20 protein-coding genes are annotated in these 18,485 nt (G+C 70.9%); 14 read left to right on the forward strand and 6 right to left on the reverse strand.

The features are described from left to right. Position 1: 1 nt before the first annotated feature. Together OG623_RS14810 and OG623_RS14815 are read left to right on the forward strand one after the other, a co-directional pair. Positions 2-646: a hypothetical protein gene (locus tag OG623_RS14810; protein ID WP_406146919.1), complete on the forward strand. Its 645-nt coding sequence runs from the start codon at positions 2-4 to the stop codon at positions 644-646. Positions 647-782: 136 nt separating this feature from the next. Further along, entirely contained in the window at positions 783-2,024 is a 1,242-nt protein-coding gene (locus tag OG623_RS14815) for a Cmx/CmrA family chloramphenicol efflux MFS transporter (RefSeq protein WP_406146920.1), read from the forward strand. 75 nt (positions 2,025-2,099) lie between these two features. Here the strand turns inward: OG623_RS14815 and OG623_RS14820 are convergent, their stop codons facing one another. Continuing rightward, a complete protein-coding gene (locus tag OG623_RS14820) occupies positions 2,100-2,444 on the reverse strand; it encodes a DUF4031 domain-containing protein (RefSeq protein WP_406146922.1) in 345 nt (114 codons plus the stop codon). Positions 2,445-2,451: 7 nt separating this feature from the next. Next, on the reverse strand, positions 2,452-2,820 hold the full coding sequence (locus OG623_RS14825; RefSeq protein ID WP_406146923.1) for a hypothetical protein: 369 nt from the start codon (positions 2,818-2,820) through the stop codon (positions 2,452-2,454). A gap of 173 nt (positions 2,821-2,993) precedes the next feature. On the opposite strand from OG623_RS14825, the gene OG623_RS14830 reads away from it, so the two are divergent. The 6 genes from OG623_RS14830 (at position 2,994) to OG623_RS14855 (ending at position 8,677) form a co-directional block, all read left to right on the forward strand. Beyond that, the gene (locus OG623_RS14830; RefSeq protein ID WP_406146924.1) at positions 2,994-3,911 is read left to right on the forward strand and encodes a MurR/RpiR family transcriptional regulator; all 918 of its coding nucleotides are present in this window, start codon (positions 2,994-2,996) and stop codon (positions 3,909-3,911) included. 115 nt (positions 3,912-4,026) lie between these two features. Next, entirely contained in the window at positions 4,027-4,995 is a 969-nt protein-coding gene (murQ, locus tag OG623_RS14835) for an N-acetylmuramic acid 6-phosphate etherase (RefSeq protein ID WP_406146925.1), read from the forward strand. Positions 4,996-5,030: 35 nt separating this feature from the next. After that, positions 5,031-6,698, forward strand: a complete 1,668-nt coding sequence (locus OG623_RS14840) for a PTS transporter subunit EIIC (RefSeq protein ID WP_406146927.1) — start codon at positions 5,031-5,033, stop codon at positions 6,696-6,698. A 172-nt stretch (positions 6,699-6,870) separates the two neighbouring features. Further along, positions 6,871-7,038, forward strand: a complete 168-nt coding sequence (locus OG623_RS14845; RefSeq protein ID WP_406146928.1) for a hydrophobic protein — start codon at positions 6,871-6,873, stop codon at positions 7,036-7,038. 162 nt (positions 7,039-7,200) lie between these two features. Next, positions 7,201-7,554 carry a PRC-barrel domain-containing protein gene (locus tag OG623_RS14850; protein ID WP_406146930.1) on the forward strand — a complete coding sequence of 118 codons (354 nt, stop codon included), beginning with the start codon at positions 7,201-7,203 and terminating at the stop codon, positions 7,552-7,554. 97 nt (positions 7,555-7,651) lie between these two features. Further along, complete coding sequence (locus OG623_RS14855; protein WP_406146931.1) at positions 7,652-8,677, forward strand: hypothetical protein; 1,026 nt, start codon at positions 7,652-7,654, stop codon at positions 8,675-8,677. Here OG623_RS14855 and OG623_RS14860 read toward each other — a convergent pair. Further along, positions 8,652-8,885 (reverse strand): hypothetical protein, encoded by a 234-nt coding sequence (locus OG623_RS14860; protein ID WP_362893006.1) that lies wholly within the window; start codon positions 8,883-8,885, stop codon positions 8,652-8,654. The two genes, OG623_RS14855 and OG623_RS14860, sit on opposite strands and share 26 nt — an antisense overlap. After that, entirely contained in the window at positions 8,875-9,114 is a 240-nt protein-coding gene (locus OG623_RS14865) for a hypothetical protein (RefSeq protein WP_406151829.1), read from the reverse strand. Before OG623_RS14865 ends, OG623_RS14860 begins: the two co-directional genes overlap by 11 nt. Before the next feature lie 118 nt (positions 9,115-9,232). Here OG623_RS14865 and OG623_RS14870 point away from each other — a divergent pair, with 118 nt between their 5' ends. The 4 genes from OG623_RS14870 to OG623_RS14885 all read left to right on the forward strand — a co-directional run bounded on the left by OG623_RS14870 (position 9,233) and on the right by OG623_RS14885 (position 12,842). Next, complete coding sequence (locus OG623_RS14870) at positions 9,233-10,075, forward strand: Scr1 family TA system antitoxin-like transcriptional regulator (RefSeq protein WP_406146933.1); 843 nt, start codon at positions 9,233-9,235, stop codon at positions 10,073-10,075. After that, positions 10,056-10,322 (forward strand): DUF397 domain-containing protein, encoded by a 267-nt coding sequence (locus tag OG623_RS14875; RefSeq protein ID WP_406146934.1) that lies wholly within the window; start codon positions 10,056-10,058, stop codon positions 10,320-10,322. Before OG623_RS14870 ends, OG623_RS14875 begins: the two co-directional genes overlap by 20 nt. A gap of 170 nt (positions 10,323-10,492) precedes the next feature. Then, positions 10,493-12,163 carry a histidine kinase gene (locus OG623_RS14880; protein ID WP_406151830.1) on the forward strand — a complete coding sequence of 557 codons (1,671 nt, stop codon included), beginning with the start codon at positions 10,493-10,495 and terminating at the stop codon, positions 12,161-12,163. Between the two features lie 25 nt (positions 12,164-12,188). Beyond that, positions 12,189-12,842: a response regulator gene (locus tag OG623_RS14885; RefSeq protein WP_406146936.1), complete on the forward strand. Its 654-nt coding sequence runs from the start codon at positions 12,189-12,191 to the stop codon at positions 12,840-12,842. A 10-nt stretch (positions 12,843-12,852) separates the two neighbouring features. Here the strand turns inward: OG623_RS14885 and OG623_RS14890 are convergent, their stop codons facing one another. Continuing rightward, on the reverse strand, positions 12,853-13,806 hold the full coding sequence (locus OG623_RS14890; protein ID WP_406146938.1) for an NAD(P)-dependent alcohol dehydrogenase: 954 nt from the start codon (positions 13,804-13,806) through the stop codon (positions 12,853-12,855). Positions 13,807-13,865: 59 nt separating this feature from the next. Between OG623_RS14890 and OG623_RS14895 the strand changes: the two genes are divergently transcribed. Further along, on the forward strand, positions 13,866-14,564 hold the full coding sequence (locus OG623_RS14895; RefSeq protein WP_406146939.1) for a TetR/AcrR family transcriptional regulator: 699 nt from the start codon (positions 13,866-13,868) through the stop codon (positions 14,562-14,564). Positions 14,565-14,597: 33 nt separating this feature from the next. Here OG623_RS14895 and OG623_RS14900 read toward each other — a convergent pair whose 3' ends face one another. Continuing rightward, on the reverse strand, positions 14,598-17,342 hold the full coding sequence (locus OG623_RS14900; RefSeq protein WP_406146940.1) for a LuxR C-terminal-related transcriptional regulator: 2,745 nt from the start codon (positions 17,340-17,342) through the stop codon (positions 14,598-14,600). A 336-nt stretch (positions 17,343-17,678) separates the two neighbouring features. Here OG623_RS14900 and OG623_RS14905 point away from each other — a divergent pair, with 336 nt between their 5' ends. After that, positions 17,679-18,338 carry a LuxR C-terminal-related transcriptional regulator gene (locus OG623_RS14905; protein WP_406146942.1) on the forward strand — a complete coding sequence of 220 codons (660 nt, stop codon included), beginning with the start codon at positions 17,679-17,681 and terminating at the stop codon, positions 18,336-18,338. Positions 18,339-18,485: the final 147 nt, after the last annotated feature.

An 18,485-nucleotide genomic window follows, 5' to 3' on the forward strand; every position in this document is an offset into this window, starting at 1 on the left:
CATGACCGACGCCACCGCGCTCCGCACCCGCTGGCAGGACGCCCTCGTCGCCGCCCGGGGCGGCGCACCGGGCCCCGACCCCCTGCCGTACGCCGACAACCTCCTGGACCGCTGGGCCGAACCCCAACGCCGCTACCACACCACCGCCCACCTCACCCAGGTCCTGGACCGCGTCGACACCCTGGCCGGCCACGCCGCCGACCCGGACCTGGTGCGCCTCGCCGTCTGGTTCCACGACGCGGTGTACCGCCCCGACCGCTCAGAGAACGAGGAGCGCAGCGCCGCACTCGCCGAGCTCGCGCTGCCCGAGGCGGGCCTCCCCGACACCGCGACGGCCGAGGTCGCCCGGCTGGTCCGGCTCACGGTCACGCACGACCCGGCGGACGGCGACACCAACGGCGAGGTGCTGTGTGATGCGGACCTCGCGATCCTGGCATCGGCCCCCAAGGACTACGCGGCGTACGCGGCGCAGGTGCGGGAGGAGTACGGCTTCGTCCCCGACGACGCGTTCCGCGAGGGCCGCGCCGCCGTCCTGCGCCAGCTGCTGGAGCTGCCCCGGCTGTTCCGTACACCGCACGGGACGGCGGAGTGGGAGCCGAGGGCCAGGCAGAACCTGACCACGGAACTGGACCTGCTCACCCACTGAGACGGCGGAATGACAGGGAATGACAGGGCTGAAACCACTGTTGGCCACTGTCATGCCCGACTCCATCTCCGACTCAGCTTCCGCCCCTGTTCCTGACCCCGCCCCCAGCCCCACTCCGCCCTCTTCGCGCGCCCGTATGCCGATGGCCGTGTACATCCTCGGCCTCTCCGTCTTCGCTCTCGGTACCAGTGAATTCATGCTGTCCGGGCTGCTGCCGCCCATCGCTGACGACATGGACGTCTCCATCCCGCAGGCCGGCCTCCTCATATCCGCGTTCGCGATCGGCATGGTGGTCGGCGCCCCGCTCCTGGCCGTGGCCACGCTGCGGCTCCCCCGGCGTACGACCCTCATCGCGCTCATCTCGGTCTTCGGCCTCGGCCAGATCGCCGGGGCGCTGGCACCGACGTACGAGGTGCTGTTCGTCTCCCGGGTGGTGAGTGCGCTGGCGTGCGCCGGCTTCTGGGCGGTGGGCGCGGCTGTCGCCATCGCGATGGTGCCGGTGACCCAACGGGCCAGGGCGATGGCCGTGATGATCGGCGGACTGTCGATCGCCAACGTGCTGGGGGTGCCGCTGGGCGCCTTCCTCGGCGAGAGCTTCGGCTGGCGTTCGGCGTTCTGGGCAGTGGGCGCCGCCTCCGCCGTGGCACTGGCCGGTGTCGTCACACGCATCCCGCGCATCCCACTTCCCGACGAGAAGCCGCAGCTCAAGCGGGAGGTAACGATCTACCGCGACCGTCAGGTGTGGCTGTCGATCGTGATCACGGCCCTCGCGGCCGGCGGTGTGTTCTGCGCGTTCAGCTATCTCGCGCCGCTGCTGACGGACGTGGCCGGACTGAGTTCGAGCTGGGTGCCGTGGGTACTCGCCCTCTTCGGCGTCGGCGCACTGATCGGTACGACGATCGGCGGCCGCGTCGCGGACGCCCACCTCTTCGGCGTGCTGCTGACCGGCATCAGCGCCTCGACGGTCTTCCTCGTGGCCCTGGCCCTCTTCGCGTCGAACCAGGTCGCCGTCGTCATCCTGGCGTTCCTGCTGGGCCTTTCGGCATTCTACACGGCCCCTGCGCTCAACGCCCGTATGTTCAACGTGGCGGGCGTCGCCCCGACGCTGGCCGGTGCGACGACGACAGCCGCGTTCAACCTGGGCAACACGAGCGGCCCGTGGCTGGGCGGCGCGGTGATCGACGCGGACTTCGGCTTCCGTGCCACGGCCTGGGCGGGCGCCGCGATGCTGCTGCTCGGCCTCGTCACGGTGACGGTCTCCCTGCGGCTACGCGGCGACGGCGACAGCGGCAGGCCGTCCCGCCGCGTAGCAGGCAGCACACCGACACACTCGGACGCGGAACGGACGGCCGGCGCGGTCCAATCGGTCACCTCGTAGCCGCCCGGCGGCTACCGGATCACCGACGCGGCGCGAAGCGCGACCCTCAGCGCGAGGCCGGCGAAGCCGCGACCCTCAGCGCGAGGCTTGCGAGGCCGGTGCAGTCGGTGCACCTGGCGCACCTGGTGAAGGCGGAGGCGGCGGCGATGCGGGCGAAGCAGGCCGCCCCTTGGGCCTCCGCAACCCCGCGTCGGTGATCCGGCGCACGATCTCCTTCGACCCGACCTCCCGCGCCCCGGCGCGCACCGCGTCCGCGTAGTGCGCCTCGGGCACGTCGTAGTGATCGCGCTCGAAGGCGCGGGGCGGGCAGCCGATCGAGGCGGCGAAGGCATGCAGCTCCTCGAACGACACATCGCTGACCAGGTGCGACCACATGCGGCCGTGCCCCGGCCAGGTCGGCGGGTCGATGTAGATGGTCACCGGCCGCTCACCGGCCGAACACCTGGGCGAGCCCGCCCACCCGCGCGACGGACACCGTCGCCTTCGTACACACCCAGTGCGGATCCGGTCCGAGCTCCGGCTCGACATCCAGAGCGTGCGGCCCTTCGTCCGTACACACCGGGCACAGCGGCCAGCGCCCGTAACGCTCCAGGAGCGCGTCCTGGACGTCCTGCGCCACGAGCCCCGTGACGAACGCCACGCCCTCGGGCCACTGTTCGACCCACCATCGCCGGTGGACCACCGCGTCCTCGACCATCGAGACGATGCCGGCCTCGGCCACATCGCCCGCGACGAGGTCGGCCATCACCAGCGCACGCGCGGTGTGCAGCTCCTGCTCCAGCCTGTTCAACTCCATGCCCCCATTGTCCCGCCCCCACCACCCCCGAGCGGCGGCCCACGGGGTGGCCCGGAGAAAGGGGTGGGGATTAAGGACGGGACAAACGGACATTTCGCCCATTTTCGCGTCCTCAACCTCCCTTCACGGAACGAGGGATTGACGGGAGCGGGGGGTGGAAATAACTTTCAAGTGTGACCAATGACGTGAAGGAAAGTTTCAACCCGGACTCACCGCCCGCCCCCGCCGCGCTGGCGGCGAAGGTGCGGACCCTCGCTCCGTCCATGACCCGTTCGATGCAGCTGGTCGCCGAAGCGGTGGCAGGGGACCCCGCCGGGTGTGCCGCCCTCACCGTCACCGGTCTCGCCGAGCTCACGGGCACGAGCGAGGCGACCGTGGTCCGCACGGCCCGCCTCCTCGGCTACCCGGGCTACCGCGACCTGCGCCTCGCGCTCGCCGGCCTCGCCGCCCACCAGCAGTCGGGCCGGGCTCCGGCCGTCACCGCGGACATCGCGGTCGACGACCCGATCGCCGACGTCGTGACGAAGCTCGCCTTCGACGAGCAGCAGACGCTCGCCGACACCGCGGCCGGACTCGACACGGTGCAGCTCGGGGCCGCCGTGGCCGCAGCCGCGACCGCGCGTCGCATCGATGTCTACGGCGTCGGGGCGTCCTCCCTGGTGGGGCAGGACCTGGCGCAGAAGCTGCTGCGGATCGGGCTGATAGCCCACGCGCACATGGACCCGCACCTCGCCGTGACCAACGCGGTGCAGCTGCGGTCCGGGGATGTGGCCATCGCGATCACCCACTCCGGTTCGACGGGTGACGTCATAGAGCCGCTTCGGGTCGCCTTCGACCGGGGCGCGGCGACGATCGCGATCACCGGCCGTCCGGACGCCCCGGTCTCGCAGTACGCCGACCATGTACTGACGACGTCCACCGCGCGGGAGAGCGAGCTGCGGCCTGCCGCAATGTCGAGCCGTACGAGCCAGCTGCTCGTCGTCGACTGCCTGTTCATAGGGGTCGCCCAGCGGACGTACGAGACGGCGGCGCCCGCACTGTCCGCGTCGTACGAGGCGCTCGCCCATCGCCATACCCCGCGCGTTCGCTGACGACCACGACCCCACGTCCACGCCCACGCTCATATCCACGGCGCCACCGCACCACGCCACGCACCCGCACCCGCACCCGCGAACCGTACGAGCACGAGAAAGCTGAGCACCGTCCATGACCTCCACCACCGACGCGAATGCCGACGAAGCCACTCCCGATGGTTACGGCGAACTCCGCGCCCAGCTCGCGACCCTCACCACCGAGGCCTTCCGGCCGGAGCTCGCCGAGATCGACCAGCTGCCGACGCGGGAGATAGCCCGCATCATGAACGGCGAGGACGCCACCGTCCCCGCCGCCGTGGCCGAGAAGCTGCCGGAGATCGCCGCAGCGATCGACGACACCGCCGAGCGCATGGCGCGCGGGGGCCGGCTGATCTACGCGGGCGCCGGCACCGCGGGACGTCTCGGTGTGCTCGACGCCAGCGAGTGCCCGCCCACCTTCAACACCGACCCGTCCGAGGTCATCGGCCTGATCGCGGGCGGCCCTTCCGCCATGGTCACGGCGGTCGAGGGGGCCGAGGACAGCAAGGAGCTGGCCGCGGCCGACCTCGACGCCCTGGGGCTCACCGCTGACGACACGGTGGTCGGGATCTCCGCCTCCGGCCGCACGCCGTACGCCATCGGGGCCGTCGAGCACGCCCGCAGCAGGGGCGCGCTCACCATCGGCCTTTCGTGCAACGCGGACTCCGCGCTCGCCGCAGCGGCGGAGCACGGTCTGGAGATCGTCGTCGGCCCCGAGCTGCTCACGGGCTCGACCCGTCTCAAGGCGGGCACGGCACAGAAGCTCGTCCTGAACATGCTCTCGACGATCACGATGATCCGGCTCGGCAAGACGTACGGGAATCTCATGGTCGACGTGCGCGCTTCCAACGAGAAGCTGCGCGCCCGTTCCCGCCGGATCGTCTCCCTCGCCACCGGCGCCGGTGACAAGGAGATCGAGGCGGCGCTCGCCGCCACCGACGGCGAGGTGAAGAACGCCATCCTCACCATTCTCGGGGCGGTCGACGGTCCCACCGCCGCCACGCTCCTGGCCGACTCCGACGGCCACCTCCGCGCCGCTCTCGCGGCTGTCCGAACCACCTGACGCACCACTCCTCGCACAGCAAGGCACCACGCACCATGGCTACTGAAGACAAGAACCGCGCCACTGCCGCCGCGATCCTGCCGCTTGTCGGTGGCGCCGCGAACGTCAGCTCGATCGCCCACTGCATGACCCGGCTCCGGCTGGGCCTGCACGACCGTTCCCTTGTCGACGACGAGGCGCTCAAGGCGGTCCCCGCCGTGATGGGCGTGGTCGATGACGACACGTATCAGATCGTCCTCGGCCCGGGCACCGTCGCCCGGGTCACCCCCGAGTTCGAGAAACTGGTCGAGGAGGGCCGGGCGGCGTCCGAGAACCTCGTTCCGGATGGTCCCGCGTCCGACGGCTCCGCGTCCGGCGACTCCGCGTCCGACGGCCCCGCATCCGACGGCCTCGCGTCCGGCGGCTCCGCGTCTGGCGGCCCCGCAGCCGACGGCTCCGCTCCCGCCCCCGCCCACACGGCCGAGGAGCTCGCCGGTAAGGGTGCGGCTCTCAAGGCGCGGCAGAAGGCGAAGAACGCCACCCCGTTCAAGCTGTTCCTGCGCAAGATCGCGAACATCTTCGTCCCGCTGATCCCGGCCCTGATCGGCTGCGGCATCATCGCCGGTCTCAACGGGCTGCTGGTGAACCTCGGCTGGCTGACCTCGGTCACCCCCGCCCTGGCTGCGATGGCCTCCGGCTTCATGGCTCTGATCGCGGTCTTCGTCGGCTACAACACGGCGAAGGAGTTCGGCGGTACGCCGATTCTCGGCGGCGCGGTCGCGGCGATCATCGTCTTCCCCGGTGTCGCTGACATCCATGCGTTCGGCCAGACCCTCGCCCCGGGCCAGGGCGGCGTCCTCGGCGCGCTGGGCGCGGCGGTCCTCGCGGTGTACGTCGAGAAGTGGTGCCGCCGCTGGGTGCCGGAGGCCCTGGACGTCCTGGTCACTCCGACCCTGACGGTCCTGATCTCCGGCCTCGTCACGATCTTCGGCCTGATGTACGTGGCCGGTGAGGTCTCCTCCGCCATCGGTACGTTCGCCGACTGGCTGCTCTCCACGGGCGGCGCGGGTGCGGGCTTCCTGCTCGGCGGCTTCTTCCTGCCGCTGGTGATGCTGGGCCTGCACCAGGCCCTGATCCCGATCCACACGACGCTGATCGAACAGCAGGGCTTCACAGTCCTGCTGCCGATCCTCGCGATGGCCGGAGCGGGTCAGGTCGGTGCGGCAGCTGCGGTCTACCTCCGCCTCCCGCGCAACGAGTCGATCCGAAAGACCATCAAGTCCGCGCTGCCTGCGGGTCTGCTCGGTGTGGGCGAGCCTCTGATCTACGGCGTCTCGCTGCCGCTGGGCCGTCCGTTCATCACGGCGTGCGTGGGCGGTGCGTTCGGCGGGGGCTTCGTGGGGCTGTTCAACCAGCTCGGCGACTCGGTCGGCTCGACGGCCATCGGCCCGTCCGGCTGGGCCCTGTTCCCGCTCCTGGACGGCAACCACGGCTTGGGCTCCACGATCGCGATCTACGCGGGCGGGCTGCTCGTCGGGTATGTCGCGGGCTTCGTGGCGACGTACTTCTTCGGCTTCAGCCAGGCTCTGCTGACCGAGTTCAACGTCTCCCAGGAGCCGGACCCGTCCCTGGTCGCGGCCGGCGACAGGTCCGGCACCGCCAGCGACTCCCGCGGAAGCGGCACCCCCGGCGACACCCCCGCGAAGGAACCAGCGGGCGTCTGAGCTGGGCGGGGGAAGGGGGTTACGGACACAGGAATCGGGCAAAACGTCCGCTCGTGCGTCCGTAACCTCCCCTCGACCCTGGAGACGTCTCCCTCTCGGGATCCCATGTTCGAGCGGGCGGGTGTGTAGGGAATTGCTTTCCGGGCACTAGATGCTGCGGAGGTTGATAACAATGGTTCCCCTGCTTCTCGTTCTTCTGCTCGCCCTGATCCTTTTCGGTGCGGGTTTCGCACTCAAGGCACTGTGGTGGATCGCAGTGATCGTGCTCGTGGTGTGGCTGATCGGCTTTCTCGTCCGTCCGACGACGGGTGGCAAGCGCGGCCGTTGGTACCGCTGGTAGACGACCTCGACCAGCAACGACGCGGGTGGTTCAGGACCTTCGGGACCTGAGCCACCCGCTTTTTTCGCTGCCGCAGAATTCGCCGGGTGTGGGCGGGATGATTGCGGGCAGCCGAAATGGTGAGCGGTACGGCTCATTTGACCGTCGCGGAAGGAGCCAGTTATGAGCGACAACCTGTGGAGCTTTCAGCCCATGAGCGGCCACACCGCGGGCGCCGACCTGACCGGATTCTCGGTCGAGGCGACGGACGGAAATATCGGAAAGGTCGACAAGCAATCCGACAAGGCCGGTTCCGCCTATCTCATCGTCGATACCGGAGTCTGGATCTTCGGAAAGGACGTCCTGCTTCCGGCAGGCACGATCAAAGGCATCGACACGGAACAGAAGAAGATACGCGTCGACCTGACCAAGGACCAGATCAAGGACTCCCCCGAGTTCGACAGGCACTCGCACGCGAACGACCCCGGCTACCACGCCCAGGTCAGCGGCTACTACGACAACTACCGCATCCTGTAACTCCTGGTCGCCCGGAGAACCGATCGCCGGCCCGTCGGCATCTGTCTGTGTAGAAACCCACAGCTCAGAGACGACAAGCGGCGGAAGAGCAGCAGACATGACGCACGGGCCGGCAGCAACACCCGACGAGGGACGACGCATCGAAGGGGAGATCGAAGGGGAGCACGGGGCACGAACCGGCGTCGTCCGCACGACGTTCGCCGTCCTGCGCCGCGACGGGCTCGCCCTGTACGGCCAGGCCGCCCGTGCCGCCGGAGTCGCCGCGCTGGGCGGTCTGCTGGTGACGGTCGTGGCGTTCCTCGTCACCTGGCCCACGTTCACCGCGATCCGTCAGGGCGCGATCCGGGCCCACATCAACGAGGACTCCTACGCCCCCGACGGCAGCCGGGTGAATGACATGTGGCTCACCCTCCTCGCCTGCCTGCCGTTCCTCATCCTCCTGCTCCACCTCGGATGCACCGCCATCCAGACCGCGTCCACGCGTGCCGTCGCAGACGGGCACCCGGGCGGGCGCGTCGAGGGGCAGGGGCGCGGGCGCTTCCGTGCGGTCCTGGGTGTGTACGTGCTGCGGGGCGTGTGCGTGTGGGCGCCGTTGGTGCTCGCCGTCCTGCTGGAGGAGTACCTCACCACCACCATGTTCCGGGAGTACACCGCGATCGTCCCGAAGTGGGAGTACCCCCATCTGTTCCCTCTGCTGCGCTACGGCCTGCCTCTGCTCGGCCTGGTGTTGACGCTGGTGCTCCGGTTCGGCTGGACCCTGGCCCCGGCCACCGCCGCGACGGAGGGCCTCGCGCCCCTGGCCTCCCTGCGCCGTTCCTGGTCGCTGACCTGGGGCCGGGTCGGCGCCTGGTTCCGGACCATGGCCCTTGCCCTGCCCCTGGGCGCGCTCGCCGTCGGGCTGTACCTGCTGCTCCACCTCGCCGCCCGGCCCCTGCGCTCCGCGACGGTCTCCGTCTTCCTGGAGTGGGGCCCGGACAACACCTATGCCGCGTACGTCGTCGGGCTCCTCGTCCCGATCGCCATCGCCCTGCTGCTCGCCGGCGCCCTGATCCTGCCGCCGGCGCACACCGCCCTCGCGGTCCTCCACCGGCGGCTCCTCACGGCAGCCGCCCCTCGCGGTTGATCTCCCGCACCCGCGCCCGCAGCACGAGCCCCGGCGGGGCCGGCCGGACCGCTTCGGGCGGGCAGTCCCACTCCGCGCCGCCGCCCGGCGGACGCAGTTGTACGTACGGTCCGACTCGGCCCATCACCCGGCCGATCCGTCCGTCCCTGCCGTCCACTGCGAACGTCCCCGGCTCAGGCGTACACGGTTCCAGTCCTTCAACTGTCATGTGCGGCCTTCGCTTCGAGCTCAGCACTCAGCCGCAGAGCCGTCTCGACCGAGCACCGGCCGAGGTCGACCAGCGGGGTCGGCTCGTTGCTCGCGCACGACACCGGGTCGATCCGCAGCGACGGCAGCTTCACGCCGACCCCCGCGAGCCCGGCCCGGAGCCGGGCTGCCGCGTCCTCCGCCGCCCGCACTCTGCTCGCTGCTTCTTTGCGCCGTTCCGTAGCCGTCATCATGATCTTCCCCATTTCCACGCTGAGTAGTGGCTATGCGTACTCAGCGTGGCCAATTCCTCGCTACCGTGGAAGAGGCGCAGTTCCAACACCCGCCGATGTGTCACAGGGAGTCGCCTTGCCCGGACCGAAGAAGCTGGACCCCTCCTCCTCGCCTCGCGCCCTCCTCGGCGCCGAACTCCGTCATCGAAGGGAGGCCGCGGACCTCTCCCAGGAGGACCTCGGCGCCCCGCTGTTCGTCAGCGGCTCCTTCATCGGACAGCTCGAATCCGGTACGCGCCGCATGCAGTTGGACCAGGCCCAGAAGCTGGACGAGGTCCTGGGCGCGGGCGGCTTCTTCGTGCGCAACTGTGCCGCCCTGAAGAAGTCCAAGTACCCCGACCACTTCGCGGAGGCCGCCGAGGCGGAGCGCGAAGCGACCTCGATCCGGGAGTACGCGCCCCTGTTGATCCCGGGGCTGTTGCAGACGGAGGGGTACGCGCGAGCTGTGTTCCGGGGCGGCCTACCGACGGCCACCGAGGACACCATCGACGAGCTGGTTGCCGCGCGCCTGGAGCGCGCACAACTGTTGGCCGATCCAACAACGCCCCTGGTTTGGGTGGTGCTCGATGAGGCTGTGCTGCGCCGCCACAAGGGAGGGCGGGCCACCATGGCGGACGCTCTCCGCCACCTCTGCACCCTGGCCGGCCACCATCGCATCATCGTGCAGGTTCTGCCGTTCTCAGCGGGTGCACACATGGCTCTCGAAGGTCCACTCAAGCTGATGGCCTTCGACACCGCGCCCCCGCTCGCCTATCTGCAAGGCCTGGGCACAGGCCAGTTGCGCGATGATCCGGCTACCGTCAGGCAGTACGAGCTGACCTACGATCTAGTCGTGGCCAGCGCATTGTCACCCGAAGCATCCCTGGCCCTGATCCATTCCGTGGCGGAGGATTACGCCCATGAAGATCAGCAGCTCTGACTACGACCTGACCACGGCGACCTGGCACAAGTCCTCGTACAGCGGTGCAAGCGGTGGCGACTGCCTGGAGGTCGCCACCTGGCGGAAGTCCACCTACAGCGGCGGAGACGGCGGCAACTGCCTCGAAGTCGCCGACGGCCTCCCGCACATCGTCCCCGTCCGCGACTCCAAGGTCACCGACGGCCCCGCGCTCGTGTTCCGGGCTGAGGCCTGGTCCGGCTTCGTCGATGGGCTGAAGCGCGGCTGAGTCGCGGCAGCGGAGCGACTTTCGTCGTCCTCCGTCGCGACCATCGGCTACAGCGGTGTCGGGCCGGGGGTCTCTACCGTGGGCGTGTGACTCGTCTGGATTCCATGACCCCCGCGCGCCCCGCACCCCTCATATCGGCCGTGCCGGGGCGCGCCCTGCTCTCGCGCGACATGTGGCCGGCTCAGCGCATCGTGGGTGAAGCGTTCCTGAGCCTGGTGCTTGCCCTGGTGGGGGTGGGCGCCGGGCTTGTGGAAGACCAGAGCACGGCGGTGGCCGTCGGGGTCGGCGTGCTGGCCGGGGTGTTGTCGCTCCTGCGCCGGGCGCTGCCCGCGTCGGTGCTGCTGGTGGCCGCGGCCGGTTCCGGGCCGTTCTTCGAGTTCGCGCCTCTGCTCGTCGTCGTCGCCTGGTCGGCCGGGCGACGGATCGACGGTATCGGCAGGGCGGGCGGTGTCTTCGCCCTCGCCTACGGCCTGGCCCTCGGTCTGGCCGCGCTCCAGGAATCGCACGTGTCGTTGCCGGTGCTGGCCATCGCCGGGATGTTCATCCTGGTCGCGCTCGTCGTCCCGGGACTCGCGGGACGCTACTGGTCGCAGCGCAGGACCCTGACCGACACCCTCCGCGAGTACAACGCCCAGCTTCTGCGTGAGCGGGCGATGATCGCGGGGCAGGCCAGGATGCTGGAGCGTCAACGCATCGCGCAGGACATGCACGACAGCCTCGGCCATCAGCTGGCGCTGATCGCGGTGCACACCGGTGCGCTGGAGGTGGACCGCGAGCTGACGGGCCAGCAGCATGAGGCCGTCGGTGTGCTGCGTGAGGCGTCGGTGGCCGCGATGCACGAACTGCGGGATGTGGTCGGCGTACTGCGGGACGGTGCGGATTCCTCCCCGGCCGGCGGGACTCCCCAGAGTGCGGGCGGTGAGGAGACCGGGGCGCCGTCCCGTGGGGTGGCGGGCATCGACGACCTGGCCGAGACGTCCCGGAAGGCCGGTACGGCTGTGGAGCTCCGGCGCTCGGGCGAGGTACGCCCGCTCGCGACGACGGCCGACCATGCGGCGTACCGGGTCGTGCAGGAGGGCCTGACCAACGCCTACAAGCACGCTCCCGGGGCGCCGATCACCATCGGTCTGCGGTACGAGCCGGACTCGCTGGTCGTGGAGGTCACCAACGGCCCGGCGGCGCAGCCGGCGCCCGGGGGCGTGGCGAGTGGCGGACAGGGGCTGACCGGCCTGGAGGAGCGGGCGCGGCTCGTCGGCGGCATGGTGCACGCGGGTCCCACGGCCGACGGTGGGTTCCGGCTGGCCGGCGTCCTGCCGTACTCCTCGCCCGGTGACGCGAGGAAGACGTTCGTCGCTCCGCCGGACGACTTTCGGGCGCAGAATCCGGCGGGCTCCGGGGATGAGGCTGGACCGGTCAGCGAATGGAACGTTCTCCCGAAGGAGTTGGCCAAGGCGATGAGCAAGACCAAGAGGGGCAACGGGATAGCCATCGGATGCGGGATCGCGACACTGGTCGGCGTCGTGGTCGTGGTCGCGGTGGTCGTCGGGATCGTCTTCCTCGTACGCGAGGGGGACAAGGCGATGATCGAGCCCTCGCAGTACGACGCGGTGAAGATCGGTCAGTCCGAGCAGTCCGTCCGCGACTCGCTGCCGCACGGCGACTCGTTCATCAACACGGGCCCGGGGGACGGAGCGCCGCCGGAGCCCGACGGTGCGACCTGCCTGACCCTCCTTTCCACGGAGTTGGGGGACGACTGGGACTCGGACCCGGTGTTCCGATTCTGCTTCAAGGACGGCAAGCTGATCGAGAAGAAGTCCTTCGATGCTGCTGAGGGAACATGACCGGTCAGAACCAGTCAGGAGAATCGTGATCAGGGTGCTGGTGGCTGATGATGAGCCGCTGATCCGGGCAGGCATCCGGATGATTCTCTCCTCGGCCGATGACATCGACGTCGTCGCCGAGGCCGCCGATGGCCGTGAGGCGGTCGAGCTCGCCCGTTCCCAGCGGGTGGACGTCGCGCTGCTGGACATCCAGATGCCCGTCATGGACGGGCTGACGGCTCTGGGCGAGCTGCGCCGGGCGGTCCCTCAGGTGAGGGTGTTGATCCTGACGACGTTCGGGGAGCGGCACAACGTGCTGCGTGCCCTGACCGGGGGGAGCGCCGGCTTTCTGCTGAAGGACTCGGCCCCCGCGGAGCTCATACGGGCGGTGCGGGCGGCGGCGGGCGGTGAGGCGTATCTGTCGCCGGGAGCCACCCGGCACGTCGTGGACTCGCTGGCCACCGGTGGTGCGACGCAGCGGGCGGAGGACGCCCGCCGGAGGCTGGAGAAACTGACCGGCCGCGAGCGCGACGTCCTGGCCCTCCTCGGCGAGGGCCTCTCCAACGCGGACGCGGGGCAGCGGATCCATATGAGCGAGGCGACGGTGAAGGCGTACGTGAGCCGCATCCTCGCCAAGCTGGAGTGCGAGAACAGGGTGCAGGCCGCTCTGCTGGCCCGGGATGCCGGTCTCGGCGTGTGAGCACCGGGATTCAGACCACCTGGATGACGTGCTTGCCGCGTACGCCGCCCGCTTCCAGTGCCCGGTGGGCGGCGGCGATCTCGGAGAGCGGGTGGACGGTGTCCACCACGGGGCGGATCTGGCCGCTCTCCACATAGGCGGCCAGTTCGGCGAGGCGGTCGTGCTTCGGGTTGTCGCTGAAGAACTGGACGCGTCCACGGCCGTGGACCGTCGAGGCGAGGATGTAGCCGAGGCTTGCCGCGAGGTGGTCGATGTCGAAGGAGATGGAGATCATCCGGCCGCCGGGGGCCAGCAGCCGCCGGAAGGCCCGGAGTTCGGTGCCTGCGGTGTCCATGATGACGTCGAAGCGGCCCAGGTCGGACGGCCCGGTGGTCGTGTAGCTGAAGGCCTCGTCGGCGCCGAGCTCCCGGACGAAGTCCAGGTTCTTCGGGCCCGCCAGGGCCGTGACATGGGCACCCAGGACCTTGCCGAGCTGGACGGCGATGCTGCCGACGCCACCGCTCGCGCCGCGTACGAGCAGTCGCCGGCCCGGCTTCAGGCGCCCCCTGACCCTGAGGGCGGTGATGGCGGTCACGCCCACGGGGAGGGACGCGGCTTCGACGAGGCTGATGTTCTCGGGGGCGTAGGCCAGATTGCGGGGGCGGACCGCGATGTATTCGGCGGCGCTGCCGAAGGTGCGGGGCAGGACGCCCCATACGCGGTCGCCCGGCCGAAGTCCGGTGACGGCGGGGTCCACCTCGGCGATCTCGCCGGCGAAGTCGATCCCGGTGCGCTGGGGGAACTTGCGGCCGGTCACCAGGCGGACGCGCCCGGCACGGCCGTACAGCTCGCCGCCGTTGACGCCCACCGCGTGGACCCGGACCAACACCTGGCCCTGCTGGAGTGTCGGTACCGGGACCGTGCCGATGCGGAGCACCTCGGGAGGTCCGTAGCTGTCGTAGAGCGCCGCGCGCATGTCGTTCATGTCTTCCAGACTAAGCGGCTAAACGGATGGCCCCCTCCATTTGAGCTAAAGTGAGAAACATGCCTGCTCAGACCTCTCACAAGCCACCCGTTGACGGCCCTGACGGTCCCGACGGCTCTGGCGGTCCTGACGGCTCTGGCGGTCTGCGCGCCGATGCCAGGGAGAACCGTGACCGGATACTGAGGGCCGCGCGTGAGGCGTTCTCGCAGCAGGGCATCGATGTGCCCATGGCGGCGATCGCCCGGCGGGCCGGGGTCGGGGTCGCCACGCTGTACCGGCGGTTCCCCACCCGCGACGCGCTCGTGACGGAGGCGTTCGCGAAGGAACTCACCCACTGTGTGTCCGTGCTCGACGAGGGGCTGGCCGACCCTGACCCCTGGCGGGGGTTCTGCACGGTGCTGGAGAGGGTCTGCCTGATGCAGGCGGTGGACCGGGGGTTCACGCAGGCGTTCCTCACCGATTTCCCGGACCAGCTGGACTTCTCGGGCGAACGCGCCCGCGCCGAGGAGAGCCTGGCGCTGCTGGTCCGGCGGGCCAAGGACGCGGGCGGGCTGCGCCAGGACTTCGAGACGAGCGACATCACCTTGCTGCTGCTGGCCAACTGCGGCGTCGCGACCGGAGCGGGCGAGGAGGAGGCTGCGGCGGCATCCCGGCGCCTGGTCGCCTACCTGCTCCAGACCTTCCGGGCGGAGACGGCCGCCGCCCTGCCGCCGCCCACCCGGCTGGATCTGGGACGGATCCACGGGGCCGGCGGCTGAGCGGGAAGCACAGGGCCCATAGCCACCTCCCCGTCACGTCGTGCGGTTCAGCACGGCCGTGAGTTCGGCCCGCCGTCGTATCCGCAGCTTGCGGTAGGCGTGGGTGAGGTGGGTCTCCACCGTGCGGCGGGCCAGGTGCAGCAGTTCGGCTATCTCCGCGTTGGTGCGCCCGTCGGCGGCCAGTTCGGCGATACGGCGCTCGCTTCCCGTCAGGGCGGCGGACCCCGTGCGTGCCGAGGTGGGGAGCCGGCCGCCTCCCTCGCGCAGCGCTCGGCCGGCCAGCGTGTGGAGGCGGGCCGCGCCCTTGCTCTCCGCGCGTTCGGCCGCCTCGCGCAGGCAGTCCCGGGCGCGGGAGCGCTCCCCCGCACCCATGAGCTGGCGGCCCTGTGCGAGCAGCGCCGGGATCAGCTCCATCTCGGTGTCGGCCGGGGCGCCCCGCAGCATGCGTACCGCCTCATCGGCGAGCTCCAGGCCGCGCCGTCCGCCGGTCACGGTGCCCAGGACCCGCAGGGCGCGGCCCACCGTGCGCGGGGTGTTCCAGACGCGGGCCAGCCGCAGTTCCTCCTCCGCCAGCCGCAGGGCCTCCCGGGTGCGTCCCGTCGTGGGCCCGCATTCGGCTATCGCGGAGCGCCACGGTGTGACGACGGGGCTGGTCACTTCGCGTGCCAACTGGCGGCGCCCGCACTCCAGTAAGTCGTGCAGCGCACCCGCCGAATCGCCCACGGCGTTCCGCACCAGGCCCCGGGCGTACAGGAAGCGGTTCAGCTCCCAGGAGTCGCGCGCCCTGCGCAGGTCGAACCCGGCGGCGAGCCGCTGTGCCTCGTCGGTGCGGTCGGCGTGCAGGAGCGCCAGCAGTACGTGCGCGTCCCTGTTGTCGGGGCCCGCCCCCGACCGTGCGACGCACAGGTCGGCGACATCGGCGAGCAGTACGGCCTGATCGCCCCGGGCCGCGGTGATGTCCGCACGGATGTTGACGAGGGCGAGGCGCATCGGGTGCAGCCGGGAACAGCTCTGCAGTGCGAGGCCGCGTTCCACGAGCCGTTCGGCCTCGTCGAGTTCGTCGGCCCACTGGGCGACGGCCGCAGCGGTGCCCACCAGGAAGGGCTCGCCGGTCGGGTCGGCGGGCTCGGCGAGCAGCGCGTGCAGTTGTGCCATCGCGTCCTGCGCGGAGATCAACCCGGCTGTCGCGGCGTACCGGACGAGGAGGGCCTGTCCGGCGGTGCCGACGAGCTCGGGCGAGCGCGCGGCCGACTCGCCCAGCCACCGGTACGCCTCCTGCCGCTGGACCTGATCGTGGTCGGAGAGCATCGCCGATGCCGCCTGCACGGTACGGGCGAGCCCCGGGTGTCCTGACAGGCCTGCCTCCGTCCTGCGCAGCATGCCCATGGCCGTACGGACTTCACCCTGGCCGGCGAGCGCGGTGCCGAGGGCGATGGCGGTGTGCACCCGGTCGCTGGGCTCGCCCTCCAGGTCCAGGGCCTCGGCCAGGCGTGAGATGGCGGCACCGGCGTCGGCCGAGAGGTATTCCAGGGAGCCGAGTTCGGTCAGCAGCCGCTGCCTGCGGCCGTCGGACAGCGGCTCGTCGAGCGCCCGGCGCAGATAGCGGACGGCGTCGTCGGCCCGGAAGGCGTCGATGGCCACGGTGACCGCGTCCCGCAGGACGCGCAACGCCCAGGGCCTGCCGACGGCAGGGGCGCGCAGCAGATGGCGGGCGACGGCCTCCACCCGCCCGCCCCTGGACAGCAACGCCTCGGCTGCGGCCAGATGCACCTCCTGCCTGCGTGTGGTCGGCCAGCCGGTGAGCACCGCGTCCCGCAGGAGCGGATGGGCGTAGCGGCGCTGCCCGTTGGCGTCGGTGCGCAGCAGTCCGAGCCGGGTCATCGCGGTGAGCCAGCCGGCGACCCGGGCCGGGTCGGCGCCGGACGCGTCGGCGAGCAGGACCTGCTGATCGGTGGCACTGTCCGGTGCGGCCGCCTCCTCCAACGCGGCGAAGGCACGGGCCACATCGGCGGTCGCCTGCCCTGCGCTGTCCAGCCACCAGGAGACCGCCGCCGGATACGCACCCGGGTACAGGGCGGCGCAGGTCTCCGGCAGCGGGAGGGGCGGGGTGCCGCGCAGATCGTCCACCAGGGCGAGCAGCAGGAGTGGAAGGCCCGCGCCGGCACGTACGCAGTCCGCCGTCCACCCGGGGTCCGCCCCGGGGAGCAGGGCTTCGACCATCTGTGCCGCCGCCGTGTCGCTGAGCGGGGCGAGGGTGTGCGTGCGGACGAAGGACGCGGAGAGCGCGTGGGTGAAGCCGCTGGGCTGGGGGTCGATGTCGTACTGGCGCCGCTCGGTCGCCACCAGCAGCACGGGCAGCCGGTCGAGTTGGCGGGCAGCCTCGGCGAGCCAGCGGCGTGAGGACAGGTCGGCCAGGTGGATGTCGTCGACGGCCAGCAGCAGGGGGGACTGCGCGGCGAGCGTGTCCAGCAGCTCCCACAGCCGGGCCGCTCTGCGGTGGTAGTCGGCGGACGGCATGCCCGCGTACTCCGGTACGTGGCCGAGGAGTCGCCCTGCCGTGGAGAGGGGCGCACCGGCGTCCTCCGGGGAGCAACGCACACGCAGCACCCGCAGGCCACGTTCCGCGGCATGCGCGGCGGCTGCCTCCAGAACGGCGGTGCGGCCGGTCCCGGTGGCACCGCTCAGCAGGACGAGGCCGCCCGTGCCTTCGAGGGCGCGGGCGCTCTCGGCCGCCAACAATTTGTGTGCGTCGCCGCGTTCGCGCAGCGCGTGGATCATCGAGGCCTCCCGGGAAGATGGTGCGCGCCCTCTCTGTGTCAGAGGTACAGACGCGAGCCGGGGTGGCGTGATATGACCCACACGCCGGGTCGGCAACCGGCCCGCCGGCCGGCGGTGTGTCCAGGCTCACGGCGCCTTGCGAACGCCGCGTCCGCACGCTCCGCACACGTCGCTGACCTGCCTTGATTTGACGTCAGGCGGCGCTTCCACTTTCCTCTCGTGGTCCACCTCGTGGTCCTCCACGATTGCGAACGCTGCGACACTCGCAGAAGTGTGGATCGTGTCCCATCCGCGGTGGCGTTCGCTCACAGCGGATCCGTGAACAGAGGAAATCGGTTGCTCAGCTCACCTCGGACCACCTCGGACACCACTGCCCAGGGCGGTCGGGTGCCCGTGTCCGTGACCGCCCCCGACCCGATCAGCCGTGAAGGTGCCGTCAGCCAGCTGCGCCGGCACCCGGAGGTCGAACTGCGCGAGGAGTCCCGCCCCGGCACGGTGGCCCTGCTGATCGAGGACGCGCTCGACGAGACGGCACTCACCCGGCTGCGCAGAGTCGTACGCAGTGAGGGGGCTCGTGCCGTGCTCGTCGTGGACACGATCCGCGAGAACGAGCTGCTGGATGTCATCGAGTGCGGCGTGGGGGCCATCGTGTGGCGCCGTGAGGCCACCGCCCACCGGCTGGTGCAGGCGGTACTGGCAGCCGCCCGCGGCGAGGGCGACCTGCCCGCCGATCTGCTCGGCCGGCTGATCAACCAGGTGGGCACCCTGCACCGGGGCGGCGCCGGACGCCACGGCAGCCCCTCCCTGGGACTCACCGCCCGCGAGGTGGACGTGCTGCGGCTCGTCGCCGAGGGACTCGACACCGGCGAGATAGCCGGAAAGTTGGCTTATTCCGAACGCACCGTCAAGAATGTGATGCACGGACTCACGACCCGTCTTCATCTGCGTAACCGTGCGCACGCCGTGGCCCATGCCCTCCGGGAGGGCTACATCTGACCGTCGGGGCAGGCGCGGGCGGGCTACGGGGCAGAACCGCTGTCCGCCGGCCGTCCCCGGCGTGCCTGGGTTCCGGGCGGCACACAGGGCACGATCGATGGCGTACGGCACCGAACGGAGCCGGACAGTACGGAGCCGGACAGTACG

The sequence above is a fragment of the Streptomyces sp. NBC_01012 genome, assembly GCF_045162755.1.
Classification (GTDB): domain Bacteria; phylum Actinomycetota; class Actinomycetes; order Streptomycetales; family Streptomycetaceae; genus Streptomyces.

Excerpts from the sequence above, each read along its gene's own strand:
- OG623_RS14850 (WP_406146930.1), top strand. The coding sequence starts at position 7,201 with ATGAGCGACAACCTGTGGAGCTTTCAGCCCATGAGCGGCCACACCGCG.
- OG623_RS14900 (WP_406146940.1), bottom strand. The coding sequence starts at position 17,342 with ATGATCCACGCGCTGCGCGAACGCGGCGACGCACACAAATTGTTGGCG.
- OG623_RS14875 (WP_406146934.1), top strand. The coding sequence starts at position 10,056 with ATGAAGATCAGCAGCTCTGACTACGACCTGACCACGGCGACCTGGCAC.
- OG623_RS14840 (WP_406146927.1), top strand. The coding sequence starts at position 5,031 with ATGGCTACTGAAGACAAGAACCGCGCCACTGCCGCCGCGATCCTGCCG.
- OG623_RS14810 (WP_406146919.1), top strand. The coding sequence starts at position 2 with ATGACCGACGCCACCGCGCTCCGCACCCGCTGGCAGGACGCCCTCGTC.
- OG623_RS14865 (WP_406151829.1), bottom strand. The coding sequence starts at position 9,114 with ATGACGGCTACGGAACGGCGCAAAGAAGCAGCGAGCAGAGTGCGGGCG.
- murQ (WP_406146925.1), top strand. The coding sequence starts at position 4,027 with ATGACCTCCACCACCGACGCGAATGCCGACGAAGCCACTCCCGATGGT.
- OG623_RS14845 (WP_406146928.1), top strand. The coding sequence starts at position 6,871 with ATGGTTCCCCTGCTTCTCGTTCTTCTGCTCGCCCTGATCCTTTTCGGT.
- OG623_RS14860 (WP_362893006.1), bottom strand. The coding sequence starts at position 8,885 with ATGACAGTTGAAGGACTGGAACCGTGTACGCCTGAGCCGGGGACGTTC.
- OG623_RS14815 (WP_406146920.1), top strand. The coding sequence starts at position 783 with ATGCCGATGGCCGTGTACATCCTCGGCCTCTCCGTCTTCGCTCTCGGT.
- OG623_RS14880 (WP_406151830.1), top strand. The coding sequence starts at position 10,493 with ATGTGGCCGGCTCAGCGCATCGTGGGTGAAGCGTTCCTGAGCCTGGTG.
- OG623_RS14890 (WP_406146938.1), bottom strand. The coding sequence starts at position 13,806 with ATGAACGACATGCGCGCGGCGCTCTACGACAGCTACGGACCTCCCGAG.
- OG623_RS14825 (WP_406146923.1), bottom strand. The coding sequence starts at position 2,820 with ATGGAGTTGAACAGGCTGGAGCAGGAGCTGCACACCGCGCGTGCGCTG.
- OG623_RS14895 (WP_406146939.1), top strand. The coding sequence starts at position 13,866 with ATGCCTGCTCAGACCTCTCACAAGCCACCCGTTGACGGCCCTGACGGT.
- OG623_RS14855 (WP_406146931.1), top strand. The coding sequence starts at position 7,652 with ATGACGCACGGGCCGGCAGCAACACCCGACGAGGGACGACGCATCGAA.